The organism is Sporosarcina sp. P12(2017) (assembly GCF_002743035.1).
GTDB lineage: Bacteria > Bacillota > Bacilli > Bacillales_A > Planococcaceae > Sporosarcina > Sporosarcina ureae.
The window spans coordinates 65,353-80,653 of record NZ_PDYL01000012.1 but is presented as its reverse complement, the minus strand read 5'-3'; the positions used below and the strand labels follow the sequence as shown (position 1 = coordinate 80,653).

Sequence of the window (15,301 nt, the reverse complement as noted above, 5' to 3'; positions counted from 1 at the left end):
TCTAATAGAAGGAACTGTCCTTCAAAAGACATTTTGAAATTCAATTTAACTAAAATTGAGAGGGGATAATAACATGCAAACCAATAATGAAATCATTCCGGAGCTACGGGCGATGACACGATTAACTGAACATGAGAAGGGCCTCAACAATGAAATTGCGGTCCATCTTAATAAAGACGACCAGAAAAGGATGTATCGAACAATGCGTAAACTGTTAGCGGATGAACTTGTCTTCGTGTTGAATTTAGAGGTTTCGCAAGCCCGGATCAGGAAGAGGTGATGCAATTGCAAATAATCGTTGTGGCGATTAGTTTTATACTGGCAGCACTGGGGGTCACTGGTATGTATAACGGTGTCTATATCCCATCAGTAAAGCTAATCTTGTTGTCCGGGCTGACGGCTATTGCCATTCATTTAATAGTGTGTAGGATTCGACCAAATAAGAATAAGAAATTAGATAAGTTGATGGGGTTCGCGATGACATTATTCGGGGTCATGCTTCTATCAAGTTTTGTCTATTCTTCTTGGAAGATGGAAAAGTTTCTATCACATCTTGCAATGATGAAATTGACGTTAGTGTTGCTTGTGGTAGTCGCTGTTTATTTGAATATCGTATTTATCCGGGCGGAAATCTCCTACAAGAAAAAGCGTGGCAATCAGCGAATCGAGGAACAACCGAACAAAAGCTATTTTGAAAAGCGCAAGGAAGAAAAGAAAAGAATCGAACGTGGAGAAGTAAGAATTATTCTAGGCGGATCAACCGATAATGACGATAATTGACAAATATCAAATTTGAATTGATAATTAAATTATCAGATTACTATTTATGGTATTCAAATTACAGTAGAATTATAAAAAACTTGTTCAACTGACGGCAGTTTGTCTAAGAAAAAGTGCTAACTTATTATTGCAAATAAGGAGGGATTTATTAACTGTGAAAAATAGGAAAGTAATGGTATAGTTTAACGAAATATAATAATAGGATTGGGAGTGAGATAATGTCGGATTACGAGAAAAACTATAATGAAACTAAAATGAAACAACTTGACTTATGGGGAAAAATGGTTACTGAACTTTTGGGTAGTAAATCAGAAGATACCGTAGAAATTACTGATAAGAGCCAAATAATTAAGGATTTAAACTTCATAGGAAAAAACAAAGCATTAAATCATGCTTTCATGCCTTCTGGTGGAGGTTTAGATCTAACAGGCGCTGTTGCATCAAATGAAAAAGGATTGGTGGAGCTTAACTTTGGTGGAAGTGCGTTAATAGTAAATCCTGATTCATTTACATTTCATCCAGTTGGTGATAATCCTGAGTGGTGGTATTTTAGATTAAATACTTCACCGTTTGCACCAAGTGGTGTTTATGAAGTTGAAGAAGATGATGAAACTGAAAAAACTTACAAGTCTGCCTTGAATAGAGAAGTAGCAGAGGATATGAAATATTATGGAGAAGAATTGCTTGAAATTGCACCTGGAGATTATATAGACCGTTCATTTTGGGATATAAATCATTTAGGATATAACGAATACGGAGAAGAAATTCCTCTACCAAAAAATGCTCGTGTAGTAAGCAGAAAATATAACGGCGGTGCTTTCGTTATTTTTCCGAAATTCTCTGCATATAATCATAACCCTGCAACATATGATGCTCGACATAACAGGGTGTCTGATGAAAAGTTCGGAATTTATATCAAGGGAATTGTAAATGAATTGGCTAAGAGAAGTTAGATTTTAATTTACTATACCGCAATCTTGAACAAATTATTTGATGCCGAATTTAATTCGACTATTTTATGTTTCAAAAGAGTCATAATTTAAAATTAGATACGATTGGATTATTAAACTAACATCGTGTTTTACTTGAACAACGGAAAAGTTTTCAAACAATGTTTTTGCTATTTTGTTGAGCAAATAAAATAACTTTTTTATAATAACACAAAACACGTTCCATTCAGTCAATGAATGGGACGTGTTATTTTTATGGCCTTTTTTTAAGGAAGGGGAAATCACAAAGTGTTATTCAAGTCTACAATCTGTAGTAATAAGCTGTATATCTACCCGGAAGTCGAAGTCCAGGTAGCGAAGCAAAGTCCACCTGAATTAATCGAGTTGGGGTTTCTTGTCCTTGAGACATCACTTCTACTTTTGAGGATAATGGATACTCGTAACTACAAAAAGGATATGCAATTTTGGGCGAAACGTATATCCCACAATGCCAATGCGCTACCAGAATTATTATGGGAGGAAGGTGAACAATCAAATCAATTGTTGATTAGAAAACAGAACCAAGAGCATCTGGAATTACTCAGATATAAAATTTCAAGAACCATCCAGACGTTGTTCAGCTTTCAAGAAGCTAATTGTGCTCCATTTAAATTGGATTCGATACATGCGCACTTCGGTAAGTGGGATTGGATAAAGAAATGATAGTGAAAGGAGTTGAGGCAGATGGGAATGCCAATCGTATGGCAAGGAAGTGACTGTTTCACACATATGCTTGCCGTCGGTCCTACGCGTTGTGGTAAGACAGCGACGATATTGAAACCAATGATATATCAACTACTGTTGCAAAAGAAACGGGGTATCCCCTTAGGTATTTCTGTTGTAGAACCAAAAGGTGATGTCGCGGCAATGGTTGCTGAAATGTGTGAAGAAATGGATATACCGTGTACTCACGTTGATCCCGATAAACCAGATTCAGCACGATTCAATCCAATGGAAGGTGACACGGATACAGTAGCGGAAGCAACAGTCGTTGTATTAAAAGGATTGTTCGGGAAGCAGGATGCATTCTTCGCCACCGTACAGGAACTATCAGCACGTAACGTTACAAAACTGCTTAAAGAACTTCATGGCAACAATATGGATATCGTTGATGTAATGAACACGTTGCGTGATCAGAATGTATTGGAACAAAAGGTTACAGAATTAAAACGGCGTGACGGGATGACAGACTTGGTCCATTTCTTTGAAGCGGAACTACTTGGGAGTATGCGAGAAAAATATCAGCAATTCGTAATTGGGTTAAGAGCCCAACTAGAAAACATCGTCAGTAACGAAGCGCTACGCACAATCATGACAGGCAAGAGTGATGTGAATATTGATGAACACTTGGAAATAGGCGGCGTCCTCGCAGTTAACACGGCACTAGGAAAGTTACGTAAAGCGGGTGACGCCTTCGGCCAGTTTATAATCATGCACTTGCAAAACGGAACGTTTAGGAGGCCGGGAACGGAAGATACACGCATCCCACATTTTTTGATTGTCGATGAATATAGTCGTTACATTAATCCAGATGTAGAGATTTTCTTGTCACTCGCTGCCGAATACCGGGTAGCGGGTATTTTTGCAACACAATCACTTGGCCAACTTGAAATCGAATCAGGGAGCCTTGGTCCAAAAGCCATGAAACAAGCGATTCTTACTTCTTGCCGAAACAAAATCTGTTTTGGCGGCATATCCGCGCAGGATGCCCAAGATTTTGCGGATGAATTTGGTAAAGATAAAGTCATCATGCGGCAAAGTACGTATAAGAACAGGATATTGTTACCCCGGCTATTCCCTGATTCTTATCGGGATACAGAGGATGAGGAATACCGTTTTGATCCTACAGATTTAATGGATGGCATACCAAAATTCAACTTTGTCCATAAGCTTTTGGAAGATGGTACACCACAGAAACCTGCTTTAGCAAAAGGTCATTTTGTGCCACGGAATTGGAAGGAACTTAGGGAGTGGGAAGACAAAACAACTTTTAAAAAGGCAAAGAATAAAAAGTCCAAGAAGGTCACTAAGAATAGGCTGCTTGATCGTTTTCGGGAACGAGTGAATAAAAAAATAGGGAAGGGGGCTGAAAGAATAGAACAAATAACTGATACCCCGATTGAATCTAATATCCAGCCCGAACAAGAATCGCTTCATTCATTTGAAACATTTACTGTCGAAAGTCCAGTTAATGCACCAGAAGTAGAAATTGAATCATTTAAGACAAAGCATAAACTAACCTGTAATCCCAAAGAGGATAAGCGTTCGTACAATCATCAGGAGGAAGTTAAACATAACTTCAATCGGACAATTGCAGAGGATGAGTCAGCGATTGTTACTGTTCCTCCCAAGGAAAAGAAGGTTATTGTTCAACCAACTTCGAATCCTAAAAAGAAGGAAGCTAGCAATGTAGTCAAGTCTAATGATGGATTTTGGGATTAGTTTTAATTCAAATAAATAGGTGACATCGTTCGCTAATCGGAACTAGACGATTAATGGGTGGTGTTATTTTTATTGCCAATTTTAATCGCGAAAGATAATTCAACCAGAATGCAAAATGATACGGGTTTTAATTTCAAACAAAAATAAACTATTGAAATGGAGAGAATATAAAATGACAGAAAACAACATGCAGGTTCTAATCGAAGGTTTTGACCCATCGAAAGTACAGGTGGAAAATGAGTTTAATAATGATTGGAAAAAAGTTTACGGCGCTTACCAAAATAATTCGATTCTACAGGCTTCGATGACTGGAATTGAAACGCTGCTTGATAAACCTTGCGCTGTGGTAACACTTGGTAACATCCGTGGGTTTATCCCATTGGAGTTTACGGGTGCCGATAATCTACGCCAACTCCGAGCCATGACAGGTCAAACTGTTGCGTTCAAAGTTTTGAACTATGACCGTGAAGCAGAAGTATTCACTGGATCTCGTATTGCGGCATTGGAGCACATGGCATTCATCACGCTAAAGAAAATTGATATAGATGATGAAATCATTGCCGTTGTTCGGAGTGTGAGCCCATCGCTTGTCCGTGCTGATATCGGTGGAATCGAAGTTAAAATTCCGCTGGAAGAAATCAAATATGGTTGGATTGATGATTTAACGGAAGAAGTTAAGCAAGGAGATCACCTGAAAGTTAAAGTCTTGGAGATTGATAAAGAAGAGCAGAAAGTAACCGTCAGTGCAAAAGCAACGCAAAAGAACCCGTGGTTGCGTTCTATCGGACGGTATACTTCAGGTAACGAATATGTCGGTACAGTCTCAGGTGTTCGTGAATATGGCGTGTTCATCAATCTGGAGGCAGGTGTTGATTCGTTGGCCCGTCACTTGAAGTTTCAAAATGTTAAAAGGGGTGATCGGGTATTGGTCCGTGTGTTAGAAACTGATGCAAAAAAAGAACAGATTCGTACCCGGATTACCCGTGTGCTGTAAAAATACTGAGGGGCTGCGTCAAATTGACGTAATCCCTCAGTAATCTAATTTGAGGAGGAGAAATCTATGTCAACCAGTCCATTTTCTTTATCGCATCAATGGAGCTTGCACTGGACACGAATACCATCAAACATAAAATGCTCAGATTTTGTAAACGGTGAATCACCGAATGAACGAAAGGCATTGGAAGCACTTGCGGCGGTAGGGGTAATCGGGGGAGCACAACTCTTCCGGTTATTTTCTTTGGATAAGAAACGATTAAAACGAATGGTAGTAGAAAAGAAAGTTGTTCGTCATGAAATTCATAGGAACAAGCAGGTCATACCGATTTACTCATTAGGCATAAATGGAGCAGTCATTGCTGGGCTGAATGACTGTTATGAAAGTAACTACTGGGTCGAATACAATATAGAGAATGTTTTGAAACAACTTCTGTTTTTTCAACTGTTTCAACATTTTCCTGAATCAAATATTTTGCCGACACAAGAACCGTTTAGTGGAGCAATTGAGTTTCAAGATAAACTTATTTATGTGTATGTGGTGCGTGGTGATTTTAATGACTTGCTGATGTATTTAAAGTGGGAGGGTAATAATTTCAATGAACGGCTGATTGTTGTTACCGAATCGCTCCGTTATTTGCAACCGCTTATAGTTAATGCAACGAAATTTAAAACAAGAGCAATAATTGATATGGATATACGTGATAGTGTAGAGGATATTCAAAATCAATTTTATTTTATTGCTAAGAATGGGGAATTTCAAAGAGACACAGAAGTGTCAGGAGAAACATAAGAGATATTATCCATTGAAAATTTGAATTCCGAGTTTTGAAAAAATTCGGATAATCGACTGGATGAATCTCTCAAGTTAGTGAATGCTACGGTTTTGGGAAGAATAATTACTAGTTTGAAAATAGAATGTGATATAATGGCTTTGGGGAAGTAGGGAACAATTTACATTCGCGGTGATAATCGCTGCGTCTTATATAAATGTATGATTTACTCACGTGTATCTTATATTGTTTTCCGCGTCGTCTATGTCGGGGTAACTAGAACGGTAGAATTATCCCTACTCCCCTCTTTAAAACAAGGATGTGTAGCCATGTCATTTCAGGGAAGTCCTAAATTGCAGGATTCCGATGATAATATAACGAAGAAATATAAATCCCTTAATAGTTTTCAAGATATAGCTGGGTTACTAGAAATACCGCAAGAACTTTTATGGAAGACCTTGATGAAAAATAAAGAAAATAATTATCGTACTTTTACATTAAAGAAAAAAAGCGGTGGGGATAGAATTATTAATGCACCAACAAATAATTTATCAATCATACAGAAGAAATTAAACTATATTTTATCCATAAGTTATAAAAAAAGTCATACTAACTCACATGGATTTGTACTGAAAAAAAGTATTGTAACAAATGCAAGTCAACATGTGGCGAAAAAATTCGTTTTGAACTTCGATTTAGATAATTTTTTCGGAACTATAACTTATGCTCGGGTAAGGGCTATGTTTATGACTTATTATAAGTTTAATAATAGTGTTGCTTCTACGTTAGCAAATATTTGTTGTAATAACGATGGTGTATTGCCTCAAGGAGCAGCGACATCTCCTATTATCTCAAATATAATTTCCCGTAGGATAGATGAGGATCTTTCTAGATTAGCAAAAAAAATGAATTGTACCTACTCAAGGTATGCGGATGACATTACTATTTCATGCGACAGTAATTACTTTCCTAGTGAAATAGCTTATTTTGAGGAATCTATAACGAAAATCGGCTCACAAGTGAAAAGTATAATTTCAAAAAATGGTTTTTCAATAAATATGAAGAAAAATAGATTGCGGAGTCAATATCAAAATCAATCTGTTACTGGAATAACTGTTAATCAAAAAACTAATGTAGATAGGCAATACATCCGAAAAATAAGATCGATTTTAAATTGTATAGAAAAAAATATAGACGACATTAGTATGGCCGAAAAAACATTTAGAGAAAAGTATAGTTTTCGTCAAAGTCAAATAAAAAAGCCAAAGATGTTTGATGTATTACGTGGGATGATTTCTTATGTCGGACTTGTAAAAGGTAAAGATGATCAACTATTTTTAAAGTTAGCAAAAAGATTTAATAAAGTAATAAAAAATCAAAACTTAGCTTTTATTAGGGTACCGATTAGTAAAGTTGAATTAAGAGAAGAAAACACCTTTGTAATTGATTCTTTATACAGTATCTATTCGATGGATGGCGAAAAATCTGAGGCTTGCAATGGTCAAGGCACCGGTGTTCTGATAAGAAATATGGGTTTAGTCACAAATGCACATGTACTCTATGAGAACATTGAGGTTTTAGAGTATGGCGCTGAATTTGAGAGAGAATATTATATAAGAATCCATAAATCCAAATACGGTAGTCAAGAATATTTTGCCAAGATTGACTACTTTGATTCATTTAGGGATATCGCAATATTAACCATAAAGGATTTCGATACAAGTAAGTACGGTTTTGAATACAACGAAGAAATTGAATTTAATCAAATAATCGAATTAATAGGATATCCAAGTTATAAAGATGGTCAAGACTTAAGAGTATCAAGTGGGGTGGTTATGGGAGAAAGAACCCATGCAGACCGAGTTAGAAAACAAAAACGATTTGAAATAAGTGCCCAAATATTCGGCGGAAATAGTGGAGGACCGATAGTAAATTCGGATAATGAAGTTATTGCGATAGCGGCGAAAGGAAGCACAGAAAAAGGATCTGTTCCGAATGAGGTAATTCCTATTTCTGATGTAATTAATGTATTTGATAATAAAACACGTAAGTTTTATCATTTAGCGCATTCGTAAATAATATTAACTTTTTTCTATTCATAAAACGAGATTTACCTCTTAAATATAATTGATTTAAAGAACCCAACCCTTTAACTAATTTTCATTCGATTTGCGAGTTCTTTGTGAATTGGATATAATAAATACATATTTCATTAGTTTTCAGTCACCATTTCTTATAGGTGAATGTCGTTATACCTTTTATTTATATCTAAAGGAGATTCGACACAAATGTTTAGCCTTTGTATTTTCATTCTCATTGAGAAATGTTAGGCAGACGTATTACGTCCCAAGATTGCTACATGCACACTAGATACTTACGCATTATTTGCGTGATATATATTTTAAAAGCCGATTGATCCCACTATGGGTGACATCGGCTTTTTTTGTTTTAAAAAACTGAAAGGAGTATATCAATGAAATGATATGAAAACAAAACAACTTTCGTTTTCTGTTGCAGTGGGTTACATAAAAGTCGATTGATCCCTTATGGGTGAGATCGACTTTTTTATTTCTAAAAAAATTAAAAGGAGATGGTTTAAGTGGAAAAAGTACTTACGTTTACAAACGAACAAAAGTCGTTGATTTGGAATAGGTTTGTTCAGCCAGCAAATGGAACTGAAGAAGAGGCGAACCATTTCATTGAAGTCTGTGAAACGTTTGGCCTGAATCCTTTGCTTGGTGACATCGTTTTTCAACGTTACGAAACGAAGAACGGACCGAACACCTCTTTCATCACTACTCGCGATGGGTTGCTTCGTGTAGCTACTACACAAGAAGGCTATGTAGGACCTCCCAATGCTAACGTGGTTAGAGAAGGAGACACATTCGAGTTCATCCCTTCAGAAGGGAGTGTTCGGCATGAGTTCGGTCAGAAGCGTGGTCCAATACTTGGTGCTTATGCAGTTATGCATCATAAGCGTTTTAGACCCGTAGCCGTCTTCGTAGATTTTCTGGAATACTTTCAAGCGAATTCAGGTGAACTTAACTCGAAGTATAAAAATAAAAATGTTTGGGATAAAATGCCTTCCGCAATGATCCAGAAAATAGCGGAAGTCTTCGTACTTCGTCGTCAGTTTCCATTAGGTGGTTTGTACACTCGCGAGGAGATGTCGATTGATGAAGGATTTAATGACAATAGTGGCAATGCGGACATTCCGGATCAGTCTAATCCAGCCCCACAAAAACAAAACGAAGTTGTCGAGAATCAACATACTCCTACGGCATCTTTTCAAAAGCCAAAGGAAAACGTTTTCGAAGGCGTATTCATCCTACAAAGTTTTGAAAAAGGTATAAGTCCACAAAATGTTACGTTTGCAAAATTGAACGTAATGGACAAAGCGACCAATGAAGTAAATCTTGTTTTGGTAAAAGAGCAAGAAGAAACAATTGACTCTCTAAGCCGTGTTCAAACGGGGCAAGAGTTGTCTTTGGTCATTAAAAATGAAAGTGGCTTTAATTTTCTTGAAAAGTTTTCGTATGTTCAGACGGATGAGCAAAATGTTCAAACTGAACTGGAATCCAATCAAACAGAATCTGTTCAAGGGCCTGTTCAACAGGAAAATCAAATAGCTTCCGAGCCTATTGAATCGCTTGATGCATTCATCATGGAAAAGTATGAACCTGGTAAAACACCAGCTGGCGTATTTTTTGCAAAAATGTATGTGAAAAATATCGCGGATAATAAGCAATCAATGGTGTTTGCACAAGGTCATGAAGCAGTTGAGACAACAAAGCATCTTTCGGTAGGTGACGAATTTGCTATGCAGACTCGTACTGAGAATGGATTTACGTTTTTCGTGAAATTGAGAGATGCTGATAAAAGGAGTGCTTGATTATGCTCCCAGAGATTCTAAAAGTTGCCGAGGAATATGGACTTACGTTCAATCCTCGGTATCACGGTAAAAAGGAAACGCTTTGCAAATGTACATTTTGTGAAGAGGATTTTAAACCGGGAAAGGGTAACAAGTTTTATCTATCTTTAAATACGCATGATCAAGTCTATAAATGTTGGTATTGTGGCGTTTCAGGAGGCGTTTTAGACTTTGAAGCAAAGTTGTCAGGTCTTCCTTACAACGAAGTACGTGAAAAATACTTTGGCAAAAGGAAGAAACCTCTACACCCTGCTGAAAGTTTGAATGCACGTCAACTTCGGTTAATCGGGTGGGCTGAATACAAACGAAAAGATCGTAACGATTTCAAAAAGAATCGGGAATCGGTTTTAAGAGATTGGAAAAATTATGAGTATGAAGAGCTAGTAAAACACTTTGCCTTGTTTATGGTGATTGCTCACATTGAAAATCAAGCAGCACGTCAAAATGAACTTCTTAAATATGTCATTCAGTCGTGTCATAAAACGCAAATTTATTTGTTGTTCAATCGACTGTTGGCTGAATACGTGAAGGATGAAGATGAACGTACTGGCTGGGCTATAGAAGGAGCTGAGATAGGGCGAGCGGCGTGGAAAGCATCATTATCAACCTATGACTTTGGAATGGATAAGGTCGTGTACAACGTCGTTTTTCTTTATCACATGCTAGAAATGGAGAAACTGCAAACGCCGATAAAAGGTGTTCATAAAAAGGAAGCAAACGTGAATGACAAAATGTCTTTCGCAAATTAAAATATCCGTCACCCTTTACGGAGGACAAATAGGGACGTAGCTGTAAATCAGTTACGGGAATAGGAGAACATTATGAATAACGTAAGTTTAGTAGGTCGATTAACTAAAGAGCCAGAATTAAAATACACACAAAACGGTGTAGCTGTTTGTAATTTTACACTTGCTATTAACCGTCCCTTTAAAAATGCCAATGGTGAAAATGATGCTGATTTCATCATGATTCAAGTATGGAGAAAGCCGGCTGAAAATGCAGCGAATTATCTTAAAAAAGGTAGTCAAGCGGCCGTAAATGGTCGTATTAATACTCGACACTATGAGAATGACAAGGGAGACCGTGTATACGTTACAGAGGTGGTCGCTGATTTTGTACAGTTTCTAGATCCGAAACCACAAGGTCAAGGCAACCAACAACAGCAAGGGCAGGGGAACTATCAGAAACAATCCAATCCGTATGCTGGCAACAGTAACACTCAAAATCAAAATGGTAATCAATTCGAAACCGGTGGAGGTCCTATTGCCGTAAGCGATGATGACCTGCCGTTTTAGCTGGAAGTTTAATAGAAGGAGATTGGAAATCCAGTCTCCTTTTGTTTTTTTGAAAACAGAAAGAAGAAAGGAGAGATCACATTGATTTACTCTTTTTCACGTTTAAACCTTTACAGAATATGTCCGTATCGCTTCTTCAAGAAATACATCGCGGGATACGAAGAACCGACCACATACCCTTTAGCTTTGGGTAAAGCGGTTCATAAAGCAGTCGAGGATAAAATTAATGGAGTGTCTCATTCGGAAGCCGTTTTAAACGGGATGATTGAAGCTGAGTTTCATCCAGAAGTGACTATGGATGAAATGTCAGAGTTGGTTAGTCATGCACCGATTAAAGAGAACATGGGTGAAACGGAGATTCATTTTCAACTTTCACTTTCCGATGCAGATTCAGCCCCGGTGTTACAAGGCTATATCGATCTTTTATCACCAGATGGCGATAAAATAGTCGATTGGAAAACGAATCGCGTCAGATATGATGTTCGTGATAATCATCAATTAGGATTGTACGCGTGGGCTGTAGGTCAATTAAAGAATAGAAAACGGGTTGAAGGCAACTTGTATTTTCTTCGATTCAGAAGAGCAAGCAAACACGTTTTCAATCAAGCTGATATGGAGAGGTCCAGACAGTGGGCTTTGGGTGTAGCAAATGAAATCAATTCCAAACGTGAGATTTTAGACATGCTGCCGGAAGAAGCGGAGGGTTTATTCCGATCGACGCCTTCTAGCCATTGTAGGCATTGCCCGTTTGTAATTGAATGCTATCGGAAGTTCAGTAGTTATTAAAAGATGAAAATAAGATAGAGGTATCACCGATGTGGATTATTCCCTTCGGTGTTTTTTCTTTGTCCAATAAATAGTGGAGGGAGGTATTTACATGACTATGCTTACAATAATGGAAGCAGTCGCAATCATAGGTGCAGGCGGAGGCATTGCTACTGTGTCGTATCTGATTGGTTTAAATCAAGGGAAAAGAAAATTAAATAATCTTTGAGGCTTCTAGTAACTTAGGGGCTTTTTATTTGTCTTTACTTAAAACTAAATCGGTTTTAAAAACATATGAGCCATCATCGTATTGATTGCCAAGTATTCAGTCTGCTCCTATTCCTTATAAGGTCATTAGTCAACAAATATCTATGGGGTTTCCTAGCTATAAATTTTCCGAAGTGTTGCGACTACTACGATGATTTGATAAACTTAATTTATATTCTATTAGTTTTCAAGTCATCGTATTTTGATGAAAGTCGTTATACCTTTTAAGTTTCTAAAAGGAGATTCGACACAAATGTTGTAGCCTTTGAATTCTCTTTTCGAGAAAAGCCAGGCAGATGTAATCGTGCGTCATAAAATTGCTTTCGGGCATGTTCACATGGGGTATTTACGCATTTTTGCGTGATATATATTAAAAGTCGATTGAATCCTTCGGGATGCGGTCGGCTTTTTTTGTTTTCAAAAATAAAATGGGAATGGAGTGATTTAAATGGTTGGAAAACAATTAGAAAGTCTTATTTCCAATGTTAAAAAAGGAGGTGCGAAGAAATCTTTCATCTGTTATATAGATGAAAAGAAAGAACGGAAATTTCTTGTCTTTAAGTTTGGTGGTATCTACCAACTGGATGGCAAAGGAGAAGTTAAAAAGCTGAATTTGCTTACCGATATTCAAGATGTTTTCTTGTCCATTGAAAACGGTGATGTGAAGGTTATCGGTAGCGGAAATGTTGGAATTTAAAGGAGGATTTTAATCATGGTACTCGCAAAAACAGAAGAAGTTAAAAGCATGGATTATGCAATAAAACTAGGTAAGGAAATTGAACGGGTCGAAGCAGCTGCGAAAGCAATGAAAGCTGAATTGAAAGCATTTGTTGATGTTAATGGTCCTGTTGATACTGGCGACGTTATTTGGGATTACAACATATCTGCATCGTGGAGTTTCAACGAGGAAGGGCTGAAAGAATTAGCGCAGAACATGGTTCTTGAAGGTGTCAATCCATGGAAAGTGTTGAACATTACGGCTTCTAATCTAAAAAAGTTGGGTTGGGATGATGCCATTGTAGCAAAAATGGGCGAAAAAAAAGAGACAAGAAGATTCTCGTCTCGTAAAAAGTAATTCTTTAAAACAATGTAGATTTATTATAACATAAAAAGCCTTCCACCGGGCAAGGAATGAGTGGCACATGAAAGCTAGTGCCACTCGGCGCTAGCTTTGTGTGAGAGAGGACTATCAAAAATGACAACAATAAAATATATTACTTCTGCACGTGAAGCAGTCGCAACATACAATGCAATCGGTTCAGAAAGTGTCATAGAGTTGCAAGATATTCTTGCCGTGCTAATTGGGCCATCTTCAACACCTGAATTTACAGGCCGCTTAGCTGGTCGTGGAATAAGAACTTTAGTTGAAATGACTGTTTCTGAATTGGAAGATGAAGGCATGACACATAATGAGGCTTTGAAAGTTCATTCGGGGATGCTCCTTGCTAAAAAAGTACGGAATGCTGGAAAGAATGAAAAACGTTATACAATCAGGTCGCCTGAAGATGCAGCGTCTTATTTAATGGCCGACATGACATCTCTTACGCAGGAGCATTTTGTAGTATTATTTTTAAATGTAAAAAATGAAGTGCTTCATAAAAAGACGATTTTTATCGGTAGCTTAAATTCCTCGATAGTACATCCACGCGAGATCTATCGCGAAGCTGTAAAACATAGTGCTGCATCCATAATTTGCGGGCACAATCATCCCAGTGGATCGCCAGAACCTTCACCGGAAGACATTGAAGTTACTAAGAGACTGGCTGAAGCTGGCAGTGTGATGGGAGTGGAGCTTTTGGATCATGTGATTATCGGAGACCATCAATTCTTATCACTTAAAGAAAAAGGATATATGTAAATGAAATCTGACAAAGAGCGTATTAATTTACGCTCTTTATTTTTCATCAAAATTAGATCCGAGGAGAATGCAAAATGAAAAACTTATTTTCAAAAGTATGGAACTATTTTAATAGAAAGAACATAGAAATTGAAAAATTACAGGAAGCAAATAAAGCACTTGATCAAGAAAATTTCCGGTTAACTAATTCGTACAACGTGGAATGGGATATATCAACGTATCGGGAGAAAAGAATTGTGAAACTGGAAAAAGAAAAAAAGGATTTGCAATATGTAATAAACGAATCCAAGAGGAAGGTAATGGAAACAAAAAGCCTTATGGATGAAAAAATAAAGGATTTGGTATTGCAGATTCAAGTTCCGACAGAAAGTATTTCTTTGTTGCACTTGTTCCGAACTGAATTACGTCAGGGATATGACTCGTCGTGGGTAGCCATCTTAAATACTCCTAATGGGCTAGAGGTACTATATTTAACTTGCCGAGATGGAGAAAGTACCGGTGGATTGACTAAGGAAATTGGAAAGTGTCAAACGATAGATCGCATAAGAGCTTTAGATCAAAGAGAACATATTTGGTATGATTGACTAAATTTATGCGAAAGGCGTTCCTTGTGTATTCAATGGAACGTCTTTTGTTTTTTATTAATACATTTGAAAGGATGATTTGTATGAAGTATTGGTATGAAATGCTGCTACGTCCTGTATCAATTGGATGCCAGCCAAAGGGTTTCTTAGAAGTGATTGAAGCTGAAGGGAGACACGGGATCGTTGCGTACAAACGTGAATTGACTGCGGAAGAACTAGACGACTATGACATGAAGGCATGGACGGTTCTAGCGAAGTGAGTAACCAGTTTTAACAGATGAAAAATATGGGTATTAATAAAATTGGAGGCAAACAAATATGGAGAAGGCATTCAGATCTTTGCTGACAAGAGGAATAAATGGTTTGATTGAAGGGGACGGAAAATACACTAATATTCTTGCTGTTATGTTTCGGATTGCCAGAGATTTTTACGAACAAAGTTATTTTATCGCCTTTAAAAAGGAAGGCGATAAAGTGATCATTACAGATGGAAATGAAAATATCTTTGGCGAATTGGATCTAACTGAATTAAATATACCTGAAAATATTTGGTTGGTAACTGACGACTACGGTGATGAGTTAGTCTGTATCGCAATGTTACCCGAAGAGTATTGATAATTTAGC

18 protein-coding genes are annotated in these 15,301 nt (G+C 37.3%); all 18 read left to right on the top strand.

Features of this window, described 5'->3' with window-relative positions; genetic code table 11:
• Window positions 1-73 precede the first annotated feature (73 nt).
• The 18 genes from CSV80_RS11225 to CSV80_RS11145 all read left to right on the top strand — a co-directional run bounded on the left by CSV80_RS11225 (window position 74) and on the right by CSV80_RS11145 (window position 15,292).
• Window positions 74-280 (top strand): hypothetical protein, encoded by a 207-nt coding sequence (locus CSV80_RS11225; RefSeq protein WP_099670950.1) that lies wholly within the window; start codon window positions 74-76, stop codon window positions 278-280.
• Window positions 280-780 (top strand): hypothetical protein, encoded by a 501-nt coding sequence (locus CSV80_RS11220; RefSeq protein WP_099670949.1) that lies wholly within the window; start codon window positions 280-282, stop codon window positions 778-780. The genes CSV80_RS11225 and CSV80_RS11220 overlap by 1 nt, the downstream gene beginning before the upstream one ends.
• Window positions 781-998: 218 nt before the next feature.
• On the top strand, window positions 999-1,733 hold the full coding sequence (locus CSV80_RS11215; protein WP_099670948.1) for a serine/threonine protein kinase: 735 nt from the start codon (window positions 999-1,001) through the stop codon (window positions 1,731-1,733).
• Between the two features lie 426 nt (window positions 1,734-2,159).
• Window positions 2,160-2,432, top strand: a complete 273-nt coding sequence (locus tag CSV80_RS17540; protein WP_158231984.1) for a hypothetical protein — start codon at window positions 2,160-2,162, stop codon at window positions 2,430-2,432.
• 27 nt (window positions 2,433-2,459) lie between these two features.
• Complete coding sequence (locus tag CSV80_RS11205; RefSeq protein WP_233208482.1) at window positions 2,460-4,211, top strand: type IV secretory system conjugative DNA transfer family protein; 1,752 nt, start codon at window positions 2,460-2,462, stop codon at window positions 4,209-4,211.
• Between the two features lie 172 nt (window positions 4,212-4,383).
• The gene (locus CSV80_RS11200) at window positions 4,384-5,205 is read left to right on the top strand and encodes a S1 RNA-binding domain-containing protein (protein WP_233201581.1); all 822 of its coding nucleotides are present in this window, start codon (window positions 4,384-4,386) and stop codon (window positions 5,203-5,205) included.
• A 66-nt stretch (window positions 5,206-5,271) separates the two neighbouring features.
• Complete coding sequence (locus CSV80_RS11195) at window positions 5,272-5,997, top strand: hypothetical protein (protein WP_099670945.1); 726 nt, start codon at window positions 5,272-5,274, stop codon at window positions 5,995-5,997.
• A gap of 309 nt (window positions 5,998-6,306) precedes the next feature.
• Window positions 6,307-8,052: a reverse transcriptase domain-containing protein gene (locus CSV80_RS11190; RefSeq protein WP_099670944.1), complete on the top strand. Its 1,746-nt coding sequence runs from the start codon at window positions 6,307-6,309 to the stop codon at window positions 8,050-8,052.
• Window positions 8,053-8,576: 524 nt separating this feature from the next.
• Window positions 8,577-9,869, top strand: a complete 1,293-nt coding sequence (locus tag CSV80_RS11185) for a RecT family recombinase (protein WP_099670943.1) — start codon at window positions 8,577-8,579, stop codon at window positions 9,867-9,869.
• Window positions 9,870-9,871: 2 nt separating this feature from the next.
• Complete coding sequence (locus CSV80_RS11180; RefSeq protein ID WP_099670942.1) at window positions 9,872-10,657, top strand: hypothetical protein; 786 nt, start codon at window positions 9,872-9,874, stop codon at window positions 10,655-10,657.
• Between the two features lie 69 nt (window positions 10,658-10,726).
• Complete coding sequence (locus CSV80_RS11175) at window positions 10,727-11,203, top strand: single-stranded DNA-binding protein (RefSeq protein WP_099670941.1); 477 nt, start codon at window positions 10,727-10,729, stop codon at window positions 11,201-11,203.
• Window positions 11,204-11,284: 81 nt separating this feature from the next.
• On the top strand, window positions 11,285-11,989 hold the full coding sequence (locus CSV80_RS11170) for a RecB family exonuclease (RefSeq protein WP_099670940.1): 705 nt from the start codon (window positions 11,285-11,287) through the stop codon (window positions 11,987-11,989).
• A 694-nt stretch (window positions 11,990-12,683) separates the two neighbouring features.
• The gene (locus tag CSV80_RS11165) at window positions 12,684-12,932 is read left to right on the top strand and encodes a hypothetical protein (RefSeq protein ID WP_099670939.1); all 249 of its coding nucleotides are present in this window, start codon (window positions 12,684-12,686) and stop codon (window positions 12,930-12,932) included.
• Window positions 12,933-12,947: 15 nt separating this feature from the next.
• Window positions 12,948-13,310 carry a hypothetical protein gene (locus CSV80_RS11160; RefSeq protein ID WP_099670938.1) on the top strand — a complete coding sequence of 121 codons (363 nt, stop codon included), beginning with the start codon at window positions 12,948-12,950 and terminating at the stop codon, window positions 13,308-13,310.
• A gap of 120 nt (window positions 13,311-13,430) precedes the next feature.
• Window positions 13,431-14,093 carry a RadC family protein gene (radC, locus tag CSV80_RS11155; RefSeq protein ID WP_099670937.1) on the top strand — a complete coding sequence of 221 codons (663 nt, stop codon included), beginning with the start codon at window positions 13,431-13,433 and terminating at the stop codon, window positions 14,091-14,093.
• Window positions 14,094-14,167: 74 nt separating this feature from the next.
• Window positions 14,168-14,677 (top strand): hypothetical protein, encoded by a 510-nt coding sequence (locus CSV80_RS11150; protein ID WP_099670936.1) that lies wholly within the window; start codon window positions 14,168-14,170, stop codon window positions 14,675-14,677.
• A gap of 83 nt (window positions 14,678-14,760) precedes the next feature.
• Window positions 14,761-14,937, top strand: a complete 177-nt coding sequence (locus tag CSV80_RS17535) for a defense against restriction DarA-related protein (RefSeq protein ID WP_233201580.1) — start codon at window positions 14,761-14,763, stop codon at window positions 14,935-14,937.
• A 58-nt stretch (window positions 14,938-14,995) separates the two neighbouring features.
• Complete coding sequence (locus CSV80_RS11145) at window positions 14,996-15,292, top strand: hypothetical protein (protein ID WP_099670935.1); 297 nt, start codon at window positions 14,996-14,998, stop codon at window positions 15,290-15,292.
• The last annotated feature ends 9 nt before the right edge of the window (window positions 15,293-15,301 follow it).